We start from the raw sequence: 14,339 nt of genomic DNA, 5'->3' as shown, positions 1-14,339 counted from the left end.
GTCGTTTGCCTACGGCTTTCTTTTCATTAACAACATAACCATGCCGGTCGAACATTACGAGAACTTTCCGGTTGCATCGCTCCTGATGCCCGCGCGATTGCGCCCTGCCGTAGAAGCAATCTATGCCTTCGCCCGCAGCGCCGACGACCTTGCCGACGAAGGCAATGCGGAGCCGGAAGCACGGCTGGCGTCACTTTCCCGCTATGAGGACGCGCTCGACCGGATCGAAGCGGGCTCCCCTGTCGACGGCGACATATTCACCAACATCGCATCGGTCACGAAACAGTACGGCTTGCCATTGCGTCCGCTGCGCGACCTGATTTCCGCCTTCAAGCAGGACGTCGTAACGACGCGGTACGCGAAATTAGAGGACTTGCTCGATTACTGCCGCAGGTCGGCGAATCCTGTAGGACACTTAATGCTCTTTTTATACGGTACGGCCTCCCCCCGCAACCTCGAAGATTCGGATGCGGTCTGTTCCGCCCTTCAACTCATCAATTTCTGGCAGGACGTCGCGATCGACTGGAAGAAGGAGCGCATCTACCTTCCGCTCTCCGACATGGCGCAATTTGGTGTGACGGAAGCGCACATCGCGGAAGGCCGTGTCGACGATGCCTGGCGCGGCCTGATGCGATTTGAAGTGAACCGGGCGCGCGCAATGATGCTGTCCGGAGCACCGCTGGCCACGCGCCTCCCAGGGCGCATTGGCTGGGAACTGCGACTCGTTGTCCAGGGCGGCTTGCGCATTCTCGATCGCATCGAGGCCGCCGGTTATGATGTTTTCCGACACAGGCCGACACTCGGGCCAATCGACTGGCTTTGCATGGCATGGCGCGCTGCGATCATGAAAATCCGTTTGTCGCGCATGGCGCATGTCGGCTAGCATTACGGCTTCCCATCGATCCCACGCCCAAGATTTCATGTCTCCGGACGAATACTGCCAACAAAAAGCCGTCCAGAGCGGCTCCAGCTTCTACTACAGCTTCCTGTTCCTTCCCGCGGAAAGGCGGCGAGCGATCACCGCCCTGTATGCCTTTTGCCGGGAAGTCGACGACACAGTGGATGAATGCACCGATCCGACAATCGCCCGCAACAAGCTGATGTGGTGGCGCAAGGAGATCAAGGCGATGCTCGACGGCTCTCCCTCGCATCCGGTGACCCAAGCCTTGCTTCCGCATGTGCCGGCCTATTCCCTGGAGGGCAAGCACCTGCAGGCCATCATCGACGGCATGGAAATGGACCTCGACCAGACGCGTTATCTGGACTTCAAGGGTTTGCAGCGCTACTGCTGGCATGTGGCGAGCGTGGTCGGCATCCTATCCGCGAGCATCTTCGGGGCCACGCGGCCGGAAACGCTGCAGTACGCCGAAAAGCTAGGCCTTGCGTTCCAACTCACCAATATCATCCGCGACGTCGGTGAAGATGCACGCAAGGGCCGGATCTACCTTCCGGTCAACGAGCTGCAGCAGTTCAATGTGACGGCGGCCGATATCCTGAAAGCCCAGCACAGCGAAAATTTCGAAAAGCTCATGCGCTTCCAGGCGGAACGTGCCCGAACAGCTTATGCAGAAGCTTTCGCGCTGCTGCCGAAGGAAGATCGTCGTGCACAACGCCCCGGCCTGATCATGGCGTCGATCTATAGCGCGCTGCTGGAAGAGATCGAACGCGAGCGATTCCAGGTACTCAACCAGAAAATCTCCCTGACGCCAATCCGCAAGCTCTGGTTGGCGTGGAAGACCTACATCCGCGGATGATGCAAAGGGTCGCGGTCATCGGCGGGGGATGGGCCGGATGCGCGGCCGGCGTCGAACTCGCACGGTCGGGCACCCAAGTCACGCTATTTGAGGCGTCACGCACGCTCGGCGGCCGCGCACGCGCCGTGGATATGGATGGCCGCCTGCTCGATAACGGACAGCATATCCTGCTCGGCGCCTATTCCGAATCCATGCGCCTCATGCGGTCGACGGGCATTGCGCTTGACGACGTGCTGATGCGGCTGCCGCTGCAGATGCGCTACCCTGCCGGAAGCGGTATGCAATTCGTCGCGCCGCGCTTGCCGGCGCCGCTGCACGTGCTGGCCGGACTGCTGAGGACAACTGGACTTGATCGCGCGGACAAGCTGGCGCTCGCCCGATTCTCGACGACCGCGCGATGGATGGACTGGAAACTGAATGACGATTGCAGCGTCGCCGAACTTCTCGATCGCTTCGACCAGACCGACCGGCTGACGCAGTTGATGTGGCGGCCGCTCTGCATCGCGGCATTGAATACGCCGCCCGAACGCGCCTCCGCGCAAGTATTCCTCAACGTGCTGCGGGACAGTCTGGGGGCGCGGCGTTCCGCCTCCGACATGCTCATTCCCAAGGTCGACCTCACCGCTCTCTTCCCGCGACGCGCCGGCGCCTTTGTCGAGGAGCACGGCGGTGTTGTGCAATGCGGCGCGATGGTGAAGCGGATAGTACGTGCCGGGGAAGGCTGGCGTGTAGAACGACAGGGAACTGCCGATCCGGCTGACCTCTTCGATGCCATCGTCGTGGCGACAGCACCTGCGGCAGCCGCCACCTTGCTGGAGGGACTGGCGGACATCCCTGCCCTGTCTGCGTTCGAGTATGAGCCGATCACGACGTGCTATCTGCAATACGGCCGGGAGCTTCGGCTGGACAGCCCTCTCTTCGCGCTGGAAGAGCAGCCGGACCTGGGTGGATGGGGCCAGTTCGTCTTTGACCGCGGCCTGCTCGATCCGGAACGCGCCGGATTGCTGGCGGTCGTCGTGAGCGCGTCGCGAGAGGCGATCGCACCGGGTCATGATGTCCTTGCCGCAGCAGTTGCAACACAGCTGGCGAATGTCTTCCGAAGGCCGGAAATGAAGAATCCGCTGTGGAGCAAGGTGATCACTGAAAAACGTGCGACCTTTTCCTGCCGGCCCGCACTTGTGCGTCCCTCGAACGACATCGGGGTGGCAGGGCTGGCGCTGGCCGGCGATTACACGGCCTGCGATTATCCCGCCACGCTGGAATCGGCGACAAGAAGCGGCGTGCTGGCCGCACGCCTTATTTCAGACACCCTCAGTCGAGCTCGCGCAGCCGGTTAAGCGCTTCGTCGATGCGCTCGACGCCGATCACGTTCAAGCCTTCGACCTTTTGCTTCGGCGCATTCGATTTCGGAATCAATGCAATCGAGAAACCAAGCTTTGCCGCTTCGCGCAGGCGTTCCTGTCCGCGCGGCGCAGGACGGATTTCGCCCGCCAGGCCCACCTCACCGAATACCACGAGTCCGCGTGGCAAAGGCTTGTTGCGCATTGATGAATGAATGGCCAGCAGCACGGCGAGGTCAGCGGCGGGCTCGGTGATCTTCACCCCGCCGACCGCGTTGATGAACACGTCCTGGTCGAACACGGCGATGGAGGCATGACGGTGCAGGACGGCAAGCAGCATGGCCAGGCGGTTCTGCTCCAGGCCAACCGAGAGTCGCCGGGCATTGGGGACATGCGAGGTATCGACCAGGGCCTGGATTTCGACCAGCAAGGGACGCGTGCCTTCCTGGGTCACCATCACGCAGGAACCCGGCACCTGGCTGTCATGTTGCGACAGGAACAGCGCCGACGGATTGGACACGCCCTTGAGCCCCTTCTCCGTCATTGCAAACACGCCTAGCTCGTTGACTGCGCCAAAGCGGTTCTTGAAGGCGCGCACGAGGCGGAAACTGGAGTGCGTGTCGCCCTCGAAATACAGCACGGTGTCGACAATGTGTTCCAGCACCCGCGGCCCGGCCAGCGCACCTTCTTTTGTGACGTGACCTACCATGATGATGGTGATGCCCGACTGCTTTGCGACGCGCGTCAGTTGCGCCGCGCATTCCCTCACTTGAGCGACAGAGCCGGGTGCGGACGTGAGCGCGTCGGAATAGATCGTCTGAATGGAGTCGATGACGGCGACCTGCGGCTTGTGTTCGGCCAGGGTGTTGAGGATCTTTTCGAGCTGGATCTCTGCCTGCAACTGCAGCTCCCCGGCGTCAATCGCCAGCCGCTTCGCGCGCAGGGCAATTTGTGCGCCTGACTCTTCGCCGCTGACGTACAAGACTTTTTTCAGCTTCGACATATTGGCAAGCGCCTGCAGCAGCAGGGTCGACTTTCCGATGCCCGGGTCGCCGCCAATCAATACGACGCCGCCTGCCACGAGGCCGCCGCCGAGTACCCGGTCGAATTCGTCGATGCCAGTGCCGAAGCGTGGAACGTCGATGGCTTCGATATCGGCAAGGCTGAGGACCGGTGCCGTCTGCGCCAGTCCCTGATATTGACCGGAGAAGCGATTACCGCCGGACTCGACGACGGTTTCGACAAGGGTATTCCACTGTCCGCAGGACGGACATTGGCCGGCCCATTTATTGACCACGCCGCCGCACTCGGTGCACGTGTAATTGGTTTTCTCTTTTTTTGCCATGGAAAGAATGAAATGGTGCGTGCCGGTTACTCTTCAATTACCCGTACGCGCGGCGCCACGGCGCACATGAGCTCGTATCCAATGGTGCCTGCGGCGTTGGCGACTTCATCAATGGGAAGTGCGTTGCCCCACAGCTCCACCCTGCTGCCGACGTGCGCATCCGGGATGCCGGTCAGGTCGACAGTGATCATGTCCATGGAGACGCGACCGGCTAGAACTGTCCTGTGTCCGTCCACGAGGATCGGCGTACCGCCAGGCGCGTGGCGCGGATAGCCGTCTGCGTACCCGCAGGCCACGACACCGATCGTCATTGGCTGCTGGGCAATAAAGCGGCTGCCGTAGCCGACCGACTCGCCTTGATCAATATGCTGGATGCCGATGATCTCGCTTGCGAGCGTCATTGCCGGCTTCAGCCCAAAATCGTGTGCGCTTCGACCACCTGGCGTTCCGCCGTAAAGCATGATGCCCGGACGGACCCAGTCAAAGGCCAGATCCGGATGACTCAGCACGGCTGCCGAATTGGCAAGGCTGCGCGGACCAGACAGGCCATCGGCGGCATGCTCGAAGCGACGCACCTGCTCGGAAAGCGACAACCCGGCATTGGACGGATCATCCGCGTTGGCGAAGTGGGTCATGAGAGTGATGCTGCGCACCGCGCCGACGCGACTTAGTCTCGCATGGGCGTCCTTGTAGGCTTCCGGCGTAAATCCCAGGCGGTTCATGCCGCTGTTGAGTTTCAGATGGACATCGACCGGAGCCTGCAAGTTTGCCTTTTTTAGCATGTCGATTTGTTCACGGCAATGGACAGCGAATTGAATGCCGTGTGCCGCACAAACCGGCAGATCGGCCGGTTCGAAAAAACCTTCGAGCAATAGAATGGGCTTCGTCCATCCGGCCTCGCGCAGGCGCACGGCGGCATCGACTTCGATCAGCGCAAGTCCGTCGGCATCGGCAAAGGCCCGCATTGCCCGGGACAGTCCATGACCATACGCGTTGGCCTTGACAACAGCCCATGTTTTCGCGCGCGGCGCACGTGATTTTGCGACGGAAAGGTTGTGCCGCAAGGCAGCGAGGTGAATGGTGGCGACGAGTGGTCTTGGCATGAAACGAATCGAAAAGACGAAGAAGCATGGAGATCCCGCATTTTACCGGAGGCTTATATTCCGATGCGGAACAAATCCCCAGTGGCCCTATATTTTCATGGTATAAAGCAAGCCGGAGACACTAGAGAGTTACTGGTATACCCCAATATGCGGATGAATCGCGGTTTCTACACCATCATGGCGGCGCAGTTTTTTTCGTCGCTTGCGGATAACGCACTTCTGATCGCGGCCATCGCGCTGTTAACCACCATGCAAGCCCCGGCGTGGATGACGCCGCTGCTCAAGCTGTTCTTTGTCCTCTCCTACGTCCTGCTCGCCGCCTTCGTCGGCGCCTTCGCGGACTCCATGCCCAAGGGTCGCGTCATGTTCGTGACGAACATGATCAAGATCGTCGGCTGCGCAATGATGTTTTTCGATGTCCATCCGTTGCTGGCCTATGCGGTCGTCGGTTTCGGCGCCGCGGCCTACTCGCCAGCGAAGTACGGCATCCTCACCGAACTGCTGCCACCGGAAAAACTTGTCGCCGCCAATGGCTGGATCGAAGGACTCACCGTGATTTCGATCATCCTCGGGACCGTGATGGGCGGTGCACTGGTCAATTCGAAGATCTCCGCCATGCTGCTGAACATTGACTTCCCGGGCATTGATGTCGGCATTGATACCTCGGCCGAAGCTGCCTTGTCGGTCATCATGGTGACCTATGTGCTCGCTGCGATATTCAATCTGAAGATTCCCGATACCGGCGCCCGTTATCCGCATCAGGAACGAAATCCCATCCGCCTCGTGGCGGATTTCGCTGGCTGTTTCACGACCTTGTGGAAGGACAAGCTCGGCCAGATTTCGCTGGCGGTCACGACGCTCTTCTGGGGCGCCGGCGCGACGCTGCAATTCATTGTGCTGAAATGGGCGGAGAAGTCGCTCAACATGCCGCTCGACAAGGCGGCAATCCTGCAAGGCGTCTTTGCCGTGGGCGTCGCGGTTGGCGCAACGACGGCGGCGCGTTTCGTCCCATTGAAGAAGGCGTTGACCGTCATGCCGCTCGGCGTCGGCATGGGCCTGATTGTGACCACCATGACAATGGTTCACACGGTCTGGATTGCGTATGTGCTCCTCGTGCTGATCGGTGCGCTGGCCGGCTATTTCGTCGTGCCGATGAATGCCCTGCTCCAGCATCGCGGTCACGTCCTGCTCAGTGCGGGTCACTCGATTGCCGTGCAGAATTTCAACGAGAACCTCTCCGTGCTTACCATGTTGATGCTCTACGCCCTCATGGTGAAGCTGAACCTGGATATCAATTTCGTGATCGTCCTGTTCGGCCTGTTCGTGGCGGGCACCATGCTGCTGGCGATGAAGAAGCACGCAGCCAACCAGCGTGAACACGACAACCTCGCGCTGATCGGCGAGCACAAGCATTAAGCCGGGTCAGGCCGAGCGCTTGATCCGGATTTCTGCGCGATTGCGCCAATCGTCGGGGACGACGAATCCGCGGTCGGCTTCCAGCAGCGCATCGCCTTTCCGCTCCAACAGCGCAACCAGTACCGGCGTCGAGCTTTCCTCAAAATGCCTTGCGAGCTGTTCGCGCAATGCCTCCCGGTCCATGCCTTCCTCCACCCGCAAGCGCGCAGGTGCAAGCCAGGACAGGCGCGGCAGTACCGCGTAGCCTTCAGCCTCGAGCACGCCCGACTCTTCCAGAGTGCACCAGAAACCTCTGCAATGCACGGTTGAAATCCCTTGCGGCCGCTCGCTTGCGGGCGTCTTGCCGTGATAAAAAAGCCAGCCCTTTACCAGAGCCTGTGCCGCAATGACCGGCAGGGGCAGCTGTTGCATGGCGGCGGGATGACGGGACAGCGTGAGTTGCTGGTCCATGATCTTGCGTACTTTCGCGCCCAGCGTGTCAGCGAGATTCGGTCCGACGAAGTAATCGGCATGCCGACCGTGGCCGCTGGATTCGAGCAGGTAAAGCTTGGTGGCGAACTCCCAGTGCACCAGTCCGTCGCCGCGTTTCAGGAGGAAGTCGAATTCGCCGATCGTTTCGCTTTTGTCTGATCGAATCTGTACGCCGTGCGCGTACAGGCACCCGCTCTGCTGCAGGTACCAGGCCATCAGCTTTTCCGCGTACCTCCCAAGCCGGGTGAACGGCTGGATGTCCAGCCAGGCATGCAGTGTCTCGGGAGCCGCGTCGAGGTCGCCAAGCCACGCGCGCACCGCCTCGTCCGGCGGCTCGATGCTCGCAATCCTGCCCTGCCATTCCTCCGCTTGCGCATCGAGCAAGTCTGGCGCATCGAGCAGCCACGCAAGCGTGCGTACATGCGGGTCGTTCAGGTAATTCCAGCGTTCGTGGAAATAGGTTTGGTAACTCTCGGAGTCGCTTCGTCTATGCGTTTGCATAGGTCGTCATGGCCAGGCACAGGTCGGTCCACGCCTTCCGCTTTTCCGGCAGACTGCGCAGCAGGTAAGCGGGATGGTAGGTGACGACCAGCGGCAGGCCGGCGTAACGGTGAACCGTGCCACGGAGTTTCGAAACCGGGGTTTCCGGATCGAGTCCGAGCAGCGACAGTGCAGCAGTCTTGCCGAGGGCGACCAGTACGGTCGGCTGGATGAGGGCAATCTGGCGCTCGAGGTAAGGCATGCAGGCAGCTGTCTCTTCCTGCGTCGGAGGACGATCACGTCCATTGCCATCGGTCGGACGGCATTTGACGATGTTCGCGATATAGGCGTTCTCGCCACGCTTGACGCCGATGGCACGCAGCATGTTGTCGAGCAGCTTGCCGGCCGGACCGACGAACGGTTCGCCGGTCTGATCCTCGTTGCGTCCAGGACCTTCGCCGATGAACAGCCATTTCGCCTTCTCGTCGCCGACGCCGAATACCGTCTTCGTCCGGCCATTGCACAGGCCGCACTTCACGCAACCAGCCACGCTCTCCTTGAGCTGCATCCAATTCATGCCAGCGACCGCGCTGCTTGGCGGCGCTTCCGGCGCTCGCGGAACCGCCGCGATTACCGAAGCTTGCTCTGCAACGGTGCGTTCTTCGGCAAGCGCGACCGCCGGCATCGGCTCAAGAGCGGCCGGCGTTTCAGTGGCGACGGGCATGTCGCGCCGCTGCCAGAGCGGGCCAATACCCATTTCATCGAGGAAGACTGCGCGGCGTTCCAGTGTCATACGTGAAACCTCATTACGATCGCGTCCTCGCGCCCATTGTCGCCAGCCGGGTAATAGCCCTTGCGTACGCCGATCTGTTCGAATCCATACTGCTTGTATACTGCAAGTGCGCGCAGGTTTGACGGGCGGACTTCGAGCAGGATGGATGTCATGCCCTTTTCCTTCACCACTTCGACCACCTTGTCGAGCTGCATGCGTCCGATGCCCTTGCCGTGCAGGTCGCGGCGCACGCTGATGTTGAGCAGGTGCGCCTCGTCGACGGCGAGCATGACAAGGAAATACCCTGCGAGCATCCGTGCGGGATCGCGCAACGTCCATGCTTCATATCCGCTATAGAGCGAGTCGAGGAAATTGCCGCGGCTCCAGGGATGGGGGTAAACATCATTTTCTATCGCGAGCACTTCGGGGAGGTCGCCCACCTGCATGCGTGCGAACAGCAAGGACGACGATGCCGGCGATTCGGCAACGACCTTGTGGATGGCGCTCATGCGGCCACCTTCGCCATGCGCTCCGCGGTTGTCAATGCGACCTTGTTGCGAAGGTAGATCGGCTGTGCCTCATGTGCCTTCACGGTGCGGCCGGCCAAGAATTCGGATTCTGCGAGTCGGGCAATCTGCGCAGCATGCGGTGCAATTTCCGGCATTGCGCCAGTCCATCCCGCAAACGCGGAAGCATAAGCGGACAGGCCGTTGCCACACACTACGGGTGCGCCCGTCATCTTCACGTCTGCGGCTGCGGACAAAGCGGGCGCCGTAACGACCTGCCATCCCTCCGCGTAGCGATACTGCGCCCAGTACACCTCTTCCATGCGCGCATCCAGCACGACCAGTACGTCGTCGGCATTGCTTGCGTCGCGGCAGGCGGCTGCCATGGAGAGCAGGGTCACGACAGGGACGACCGGCAAGTCGGCACCGAACGCCAGACCTTGCGCAACACCGCAGGCGGTGCGCACCCCGGTAAACGAACCGGGACCGGCCCCATAGGCGATGGCGTCGCAATCCGAGAGCGGCATGCCGGCTTGGGCGAGCAAGGCTTGCACCATCGGCAACACGGTCTGCGAATGGGTTTGCACACCCGCGGCTTCCTGGGAAATCAGTTGTCCGTGATGCAACAGAGCGACCGAGGCGAGCTCGGACGACGTTTCGATGGCAAGAATGTTAGGCATGGCGGTATTTTACCGTGACCACCACCCTAAATTGCGGCCCGTTGCTGCCGTTAACAACAGAACAGCAGCGGAGGAATTCATGGAAGTCAATCAAATTGCCCAACTGGCTACGTCACTTGCGACGACGACAACGAACCAGGCCATCGGCATCGCCGTCATGAAGAAGGCAATGGATGTGCAAGCCAGCACCGCCACGGCTATGCTGGAAGCATTGCCGCCCGCGACCGGCGCCAACCTCCCGCCCCACCTTGGCCAGAACGTCAACACGACCGCCTGAGCTGTCCTCCCACGTCTTTGCTGCAAGCGTTGCGGCGTGCCTTCCCTTACAATAGGCACCCATTCCCACCCGCGACCGATCCATGTCCGCCAACTGCATCACCCTCGACAACGACAACCGTCACCAGCTCGCCGCATGGCTAGACCAGGACGAATGGCTGGTCGCGTGCCTTTGCGCTGCGTGGTGCGATACCTGCCGCGGTTATCGTAGCGGTTTCGAGCAACTGGCCACGCAGCATCCGGACAAGCGTTTCGTCTGGATCGACATCGAGGACCAGGCGGATTTCATCGGCGACATTGATGTGGAGAATTTCCCGACGCTGCTTATCCAGCGTCGGGACGCGGTTGCCTTCTTCGGCACCGTCCTTCCCGATCTCAAAATCGCTGACCGGCTGATCCAGGCACAGGCCGAGAAAAGCCGGGACGACCTGCGCGCCGAAGCGAGCGGATCGTCCGAACGCGCCGAATGGCAGCGCATCTGCAACCTGCATACAAGGCTGCAGGAAGCCGCCGGCTGAATTACGACAGCCGCAGCGGCAGGCTGCGCAGGCGCTTGCCCGTCAATGCAAATACCGCGTTGGCGACGGCCGGCGCGATCGGCGGCGTTCCCGGCTCGCCCACGCCTTCCGGCGGCTCAGCATTCCTGATCACAATCGTCTCCACGTGCGGCGCCTGATTCATTCGCAGGACCGGATAGTCGTGGAAATTCTGCTGCTCGACCTTGCCGTCCTTGATCGTAACCTCGCCGAACAGCGCGGCGCTCAGGCCAAAGACCACTGCGGATTCCGTCTGCTGCGCGATGATGTTCGGATTGACTGCGATGCCGCAATCAATGGCGCAAGTCACCTTGTGTACCGTGATCTCCGCGCCTTGGACCGACACCTCGGCCACTTCGGCCACGATGGAGCCGAAGGACTGGTGCAAAGCGATGCCGTGCGCGCGTCCGTCGGCGGGTTTGCCTGCCTTGGCAACAGCAGCGTCGAGGACCGCGAGATGGCGCGGATGCTGTTTCAACAGACTGCGCCGGAATTCGACCGGATTCTTGCCGGCTTCGTGCGCAAGCTCGTCGATGAAGCTTTCCTTGAAAAACGCATTGTGCGAATGCCCGACCGAGCGCCAGTAGCCGATCGGCACCGGCGTCGGCACGGTGACGTGCGCAATCTTCTGGTGGGTGAATTCGTAGGGCATGTCGAAGGCGCCTTCCGCCGTGGTCTTGTCGGGACCCGCACCAAGGAGGCCGAAAGTGCGTTCCATCACCTGGTGGGTGATGGCGCCGGAAGCCAGCTTGTTCTCGTAGGAGACGACATTGCCGCTGCCGTCGAGCGACGCCGAGAAGCGTGCCAGCGCGGCCGGGCGGTAGAAGTCGTGGGTCGTGTCCTCTTCCCGGCTCCAGATCACCTGCACCGGCAGACCGTCGGCTTGGGCGGCAATGGCGACGCCCTGCGCGATCATGTCGACTTCGAGACGTCGTCCGAGACCGCAGCCAATATAGGTGACGTTGACCGTCACATCCTCGGGTTTGACCTTCGCCACGCGGACCGCCGTATCCGCCGCGATGCTCGGCACCTGGGTCGATGCCCATAGCGTGACCTTGCCGTCCTTGACCTGCGCAGTGCAATTGATTGGCTCCATGGTGGCGTGGGCAAGGAATGGCGCACGATACTCGGCCTTCAGGTGCTTGACCGCCGCCTTTCCTGGATCAGGCTCTCCTGCGCTGTGATAGGTAAAGCCCGAGTCGCTGTTCAGCCGGGCAGCCAGCTCCTGGAAGACGGAAGCCGACGACAGGGCTGCATTCGGCCCGGGATTCCATGTTACGGGCAAGGCCGCGACCGCCTGCTTCGCCTGCCAGTACGATCTGGCGATGACGGCAACGCCGACCATGCCGGGGGCGGCCCCGGTGAAGTCGACTACGCGGATCACGCCGGGCATGTGTTTCACCGCATCGGCGTCGATCTTCTGGATGCTTCCGCCGATGGTCGGACTCATCTTTACTGCTGCGTACACCAGCCCTTTCGGTCGCGGGTCCAGTCCATACACCGCCGTGCCGTTGACTTTTGATGCCGAGTCACGGCGAGGTTGCGGCGTGCCGATGAGCTTGAATTCCCCTGGCTCCTTGAGGCGAATCGCGCCGGGCGTGCTATGGACGGCCTTGGCAGCGAGTTCGCCATAAGTCGCCTTTTTCCCGCTTGCGTGGAGAACAGTACCGTCCTCAGTGCGGCACTGTTCAGGCGCGACGCCCCACTCCTTCGCAGCCGCTGCCACCAGCATCGCGCGCGCAGTCGCGCCAGCCTCACGCATGGGCCGCCACGCATCCTTGATGGAGGACGAACCTCCGGTAATCATCAGTCCGAACTCGCGGGCGGCCTTGCCAGTGAACCAGACGACGGCTTCCTTGAAGGTGCCGGCGCCGTCCGGATGGAACGGCAGACCGTCCTGGAGCACGGCGACATTGCCGAAGATCTTGTCGATCGGCGCGCGCTCCAGCCTGACCGATGACAGTGAAACATCAAGCTCCTCCGCCAGCAGCATCGGCAAGGCCGTATAAACGCCCTGGCCCATCTCGCACTGGGGCATGGCGACCGTGACGGTGCCATCGGGCGCGAGCTTGACCCAGCCGTTCAGGCGTACTTCACCTTCCGATGCAGGCAAGGGATTGGCGGGATGCAGGCGCTGGCGCGGGGGCATCATTCCCCAACCGACAATCAAGGCGCCGGTGACGCCGAGGCCGCCGAGCAAAAATCGGCGGCGGGAAGTGTTTTTGGGCTTGTTCTTCGATTCGGCAGGCTGCATCGAGTCTCCGTATTTTGTTTTGTGCGTCCTGTGGCATCCTAGCCGACCCGCGTTTTACTTGTCTCGGCGCAGTGTCGAGCGTTTACTCTATAAATTCCAGAAGAAAACATGACCGAGAATTTTTTCCAGTCCTTCATCATCCTCCTGCTCGTTACCGATCCGTTCGGCAACGTGCCACTATTCGCCGCCGCCCTCGCCGGCGTGCCGGCGGAACGCCGCGGCCGTGTCATCGTGCGCGAATGCTCGATTGCATTCGTGCTGCTGTTGCTGTTCATGTTTTTCGGGCGCCATTTTCTGGCCGCGCTTCAACTGAGCGATATCGCGCTACGTATCGGTGGCGGCGTCATTCTTTTCCTGATTGCCCTGCGCATGGTGTTTCCGCAACCCGGCGGCGTGTTTGGCGACGGTGAAGCGGACAGCGAACCATTCATCGTGCCGCTGGCCATCCCCGCACTCGCGGGCCCATCGGCCTTGGTGACAGTGCTCCTGTTCTCGTCCAACTCGGCAAAGGAAACGGCACTGCACGTCGGCGTGCTGTCGCTGGTGGCGGTCATCTGGCTGGTGGTGCTGCTCAGCGCGGAGCGGATGCAACGCGTCCTGGGGCCGCGTGTCATGACCGCGTTCGAACGGCTGATGGGATTGATCCTGACGGCGATGGCGGTGGAGATGCTGCTGGCCGGCATCCGCGCGTATGTCAAATCACTTTCCTGATACTTCTTTTATTTTCAGATAGTTAGAAGCATCATTAAATGTAATTGATGAGCTTTTCACAAATAGCCGCGCACCCAGTTTGCCAAGCCCGGCTCGTCGAGAACGGCCGCGCTGGCTTGCCAGATCACGTCGGCCGCCTCTTGCGGCGGCGCATCCAACCGCCAGTCGTTCAGGTACAGGAACAGGCCCATGGCAAGCAAAGCCACCCGTTCGTTGCCGACCGCGAACGGCCGGTAGCGGAGAATGCCGCAAGCATATGCCGCCGCAATGTCGGCAATGTCTACCGGGCGCGTGACCGCCTGGCTGAGCGGGTGCGACAAGGCGGCTTCCAGCAGTGCATCGTCACACAACCCTGCCTTGGCGCCTTGGTCACCAAGGCTTTCCTCGTGCAGCAGCAGCAAGGCGTCGGGTTCGATACAGAACAGGTTCATCCGGACAGCGCGCGCAGCGCCTCCTTGTAATCTTCGATGAATGCCCTCCCCGCATCCACCTGCTCCTGGATAACGGGGTGATTGGAGGACAGGATCAGTCCGTCGGCGGTTTCTGTCAGGTAGATCGTGCCGCCCGGACCGGCCTGAAGTTTGGCCAGCACCTCGCGCGGCAGGACCACCCCGCAGGCGTCGCCCAGGGGGATCAGTTTGAGTGCATGCATGACGTCCCTGGTCAAAAGGGTCTTCAGTACATGTTAGTCAACG

General features: G+C 61.3%; 16 protein-coding genes. 7 read left to right on the top strand and 9 right to left on the bottom strand.

Annotation, left to right across the window (positions count from 1 at the left end; all coding sequences use genetic code 11):
- Positions 1 to 40: 40 nt before the first annotated feature.
- From hpnC to hpnE, 3 genes are read left to right on the top strand one after another with little or no spacing between them, the layout of a single operon-like run.
- Complete coding sequence (hpnC, locus tag ACNOHI_RS03910) at positions 41 to 883, top strand: squalene synthase HpnC (protein WP_420473338.1); 843 nt, start codon at positions 41 to 43, stop codon at positions 881 to 883.
- A 37-nt stretch (positions 884 to 920) separates the two neighbouring features.
- On the top strand, positions 921 to 1,754 hold the full coding sequence (gene hpnD / locus ACNOHI_RS03905) for a presqualene diphosphate synthase HpnD (protein WP_420473337.1): 834 nt from the start codon (positions 921 to 923) through the stop codon (positions 1,752 to 1,754).
- The gene (gene hpnE, locus ACNOHI_RS03900; RefSeq protein ID WP_420473336.1) at positions 1,751 to 3,091 is read left to right on the top strand and encodes a hydroxysqualene dehydroxylase HpnE; all 1,341 of its coding nucleotides are present in this window, start codon (positions 1,751 to 1,753) and stop codon (positions 3,089 to 3,091) included. The genes hpnD and hpnE overlap by 4 nt, the downstream gene beginning before the upstream one ends.
- Here hpnE and radA read toward each other — a convergent pair.
- Both radA and alr read right to left on the bottom strand, forming a co-directional pair.
- The gene (radA, locus tag ACNOHI_RS03895) at positions 3,066 to 4,439 is read right to left on the bottom strand and encodes a DNA repair protein RadA (RefSeq protein WP_420473335.1); all 1,374 of its coding nucleotides are present in this window, start codon (positions 4,437 to 4,439) and stop codon (positions 3,066 to 3,068) included. The genes hpnE and radA overlap by 26 nt on opposite strands.
- 26 nt (positions 4,440 to 4,465) lie before the next feature.
- Positions 4,466 to 5,542, bottom strand: a complete 1,077-nt coding sequence (gene alr, locus ACNOHI_RS03890) for an alanine racemase (protein WP_420473334.1) — start codon at positions 5,540 to 5,542, stop codon at positions 4,466 to 4,468.
- Between the two features lie 153 nt (positions 5,543 to 5,695).
- Here alr and lplT point away from each other — a divergent pair, with 153 nt between their 5' ends.
- Positions 5,696 to 6,958, top strand: coding sequence for a lysophospholipid transporter LplT (gene lplT, locus ACNOHI_RS03885; RefSeq protein WP_420473812.1), 1,263 nt, complete (start codon positions 5,696 to 5,698; stop codon positions 6,956 to 6,958).
- A gap of 6 nt (positions 6,959 to 6,964) precedes the next feature.
- On the opposite strand, the gene ACNOHI_RS03880 is transcribed toward lplT, so the two are convergent.
- From ACNOHI_RS03880 to tsaB, 4 genes are read right to left on the bottom strand one after another with little or no spacing between them, the layout of a single operon-like run.
- Entirely contained in the window at positions 6,965 to 7,930 is a 966-nt protein-coding gene (locus ACNOHI_RS03880) for a DUF1853 family protein (RefSeq protein ID WP_420473333.1), read from the bottom strand.
- Complete coding sequence (locus tag ACNOHI_RS03875; RefSeq protein ID WP_420473332.1) at positions 7,917 to 8,702, bottom strand: uracil-DNA glycosylase; 786 nt, start codon at positions 8,700 to 8,702, stop codon at positions 7,917 to 7,919. The genes ACNOHI_RS03880 and ACNOHI_RS03875 overlap by 14 nt, the downstream gene beginning before the upstream one ends.
- Positions 8,699 to 9,190, bottom strand: a complete 492-nt coding sequence (rimI, locus tag ACNOHI_RS03870) for a ribosomal protein S18-alanine N-acetyltransferase (RefSeq protein ID WP_420473331.1) — start codon at positions 9,188 to 9,190, stop codon at positions 8,699 to 8,701. The genes ACNOHI_RS03875 and rimI overlap by 4 nt, the downstream gene beginning before the upstream one ends.
- On the bottom strand, positions 9,187 to 9,867 hold the full coding sequence (tsaB, locus tag ACNOHI_RS03865) for a tRNA (adenosine(37)-N6)-threonylcarbamoyltransferase complex dimerization subunit type 1 TsaB (protein ID WP_420473330.1): 681 nt from the start codon (positions 9,865 to 9,867) through the stop codon (positions 9,187 to 9,189). The genes rimI and tsaB overlap by 4 nt, the downstream gene beginning before the upstream one ends.
- 79 nt (positions 9,868 to 9,946) lie before the next feature.
- On the opposite strand from tsaB, the gene ACNOHI_RS03860 reads away from it, so the two are divergent.
- Both ACNOHI_RS03860 and ACNOHI_RS03855 read left to right on the top strand, forming a co-directional pair.
- Positions 9,947 to 10,144, top strand: a complete 198-nt coding sequence (locus ACNOHI_RS03860) for a YjfB family protein (RefSeq protein ID WP_420473329.1) — start codon at positions 9,947 to 9,949, stop codon at positions 10,142 to 10,144.
- Positions 10,145 to 10,226: 82 nt separating this feature from the next.
- A complete protein-coding gene (locus ACNOHI_RS03855; RefSeq protein ID WP_420473328.1) occupies positions 10,227 to 10,661 on the top strand; it encodes a thioredoxin family protein in 435 nt (144 codons plus the stop codon).
- 1 nt (position 10,662) lies between these two features.
- Here the strand turns inward: ACNOHI_RS03855 and ACNOHI_RS03850 are convergent, their stop codons facing one another.
- Positions 10,663 to 12,933, bottom strand: coding sequence for a molybdopterin cofactor-binding domain-containing protein (locus ACNOHI_RS03850; RefSeq protein WP_420473327.1), 2,271 nt, complete (start codon positions 12,931 to 12,933; stop codon positions 10,663 to 10,665).
- A gap of 108 nt (positions 12,934 to 13,041) precedes the next feature.
- Here ACNOHI_RS03850 and ACNOHI_RS03845 point away from each other — a divergent pair, with 108 nt between their 5' ends.
- Positions 13,042 to 13,644, top strand: a complete 603-nt coding sequence (locus ACNOHI_RS03845) for a MarC family protein (RefSeq protein WP_420473326.1) — start codon at positions 13,042 to 13,044, stop codon at positions 13,642 to 13,644.
- 56 nt (positions 13,645 to 13,700) lie between these two features.
- Here ACNOHI_RS03845 and ACNOHI_RS03840 read toward each other — a convergent pair whose 3' ends face one another.
- Both ACNOHI_RS03840 and ACNOHI_RS03835 read right to left on the bottom strand, forming a co-directional pair.
- Entirely contained in the window at positions 13,701 to 14,075 is a 375-nt protein-coding gene (locus ACNOHI_RS03840) for a Fic family protein (protein WP_420473325.1), read from the bottom strand.
- On the bottom strand, positions 14,072 to 14,296 hold the full coding sequence (locus ACNOHI_RS03835) for an AbrB/MazE/SpoVT family DNA-binding domain-containing protein (protein WP_420473324.1): 225 nt from the start codon (positions 14,294 to 14,296) through the stop codon (positions 14,072 to 14,074). Before ACNOHI_RS03835 ends, ACNOHI_RS03840 begins: the two co-directional genes overlap by 4 nt.
- Positions 14,297 to 14,339: the final 43 nt, after the last annotated feature.

This window comes from Noviherbaspirillum sp. ST9 (assembly GCF_048799745.1).
Lineage (GTDB): Bacteria > Pseudomonadota > Gammaproteobacteria > Burkholderiales > Burkholderiaceae_D > Noviherbaspirillum.
Note: the sequence above shows the minus strand (reverse complement) of the source record. Positions and strands in the feature narration are given on the sequence as shown.

Excerpts from the sequence above, each read along its gene's own strand:
- hpnC (WP_420473338.1), top strand. The coding sequence starts at position 41 with ATGCCGGTCGAACATTACGAGAACTTTCCGGTTGCATCGCTCCTGATG.
- hpnD (WP_420473337.1), top strand. The coding sequence starts at position 921 with ATGTCTCCGGACGAATACTGCCAACAAAAAGCCGTCCAGAGCGGCTCC.
- hpnE (WP_420473336.1), top strand. The coding sequence starts at position 1,751 with ATGATGCAAAGGGTCGCGGTCATCGGCGGGGGATGGGCCGGATGCGCG.
- radA (WP_420473335.1), bottom strand. The coding sequence starts at position 4,439 with ATGGCAAAAAAAGAGAAAACCAATTACACGTGCACCGAGTGCGGCGGC.
- alr (WP_420473334.1), bottom strand. The coding sequence starts at position 5,542 with ATGCCAAGACCACTCGTCGCCACCATTCACCTCGCTGCCTTGCGGCAC.
- lplT (WP_420473812.1), top strand. The coding sequence starts at position 5,696 with ATGAATCGCGGTTTCTACACCATCATGGCGGCGCAGTTTTTTTCGTCG.
- ACNOHI_RS03880 (WP_420473333.1), bottom strand. The coding sequence starts at position 7,930 with ATGCAAACGCATAGACGAAGCGACTCCGAGAGTTACCAAACCTATTTC.
- ACNOHI_RS03875 (WP_420473332.1), bottom strand. The coding sequence starts at position 8,702 with ATGACACTGGAACGCCGCGCAGTCTTCCTCGATGAAATGGGTATTGGC.
- rimI (WP_420473331.1), bottom strand. The coding sequence starts at position 9,190 with ATGAGCGCCATCCACAAGGTCGTTGCCGAATCGCCGGCATCGTCGTCC.
- tsaB (WP_420473330.1), bottom strand. The coding sequence starts at position 9,867 with ATGCCTAACATTCTTGCCATCGAAACGTCGTCCGAGCTCGCCTCGGTC.
- ACNOHI_RS03860 (WP_420473329.1), top strand. The coding sequence starts at position 9,947 with ATGGAAGTCAATCAAATTGCCCAACTGGCTACGTCACTTGCGACGACG.
- ACNOHI_RS03855 (WP_420473328.1), top strand. The coding sequence starts at position 10,227 with ATGTCCGCCAACTGCATCACCCTCGACAACGACAACCGTCACCAGCTC.
- ACNOHI_RS03850 (WP_420473327.1), bottom strand. The coding sequence starts at position 12,933 with ATGCAGCCTGCCGAATCGAAGAACAAGCCCAAAAACACTTCCCGCCGC.
- ACNOHI_RS03845 (WP_420473326.1), top strand. The coding sequence starts at position 13,042 with ATGACCGAGAATTTTTTCCAGTCCTTCATCATCCTCCTGCTCGTTACC.
- ACNOHI_RS03840 (WP_420473325.1), bottom strand. The coding sequence starts at position 14,075 with ATGAACCTGTTCTGTATCGAACCCGACGCCTTGCTGCTGCTGCACGAG.
- ACNOHI_RS03835 (WP_420473324.1), bottom strand. The coding sequence starts at position 14,296 with ATGCATGCACTCAAACTGATCCCCCTGGGCGACGCCTGCGGGGTGGTC.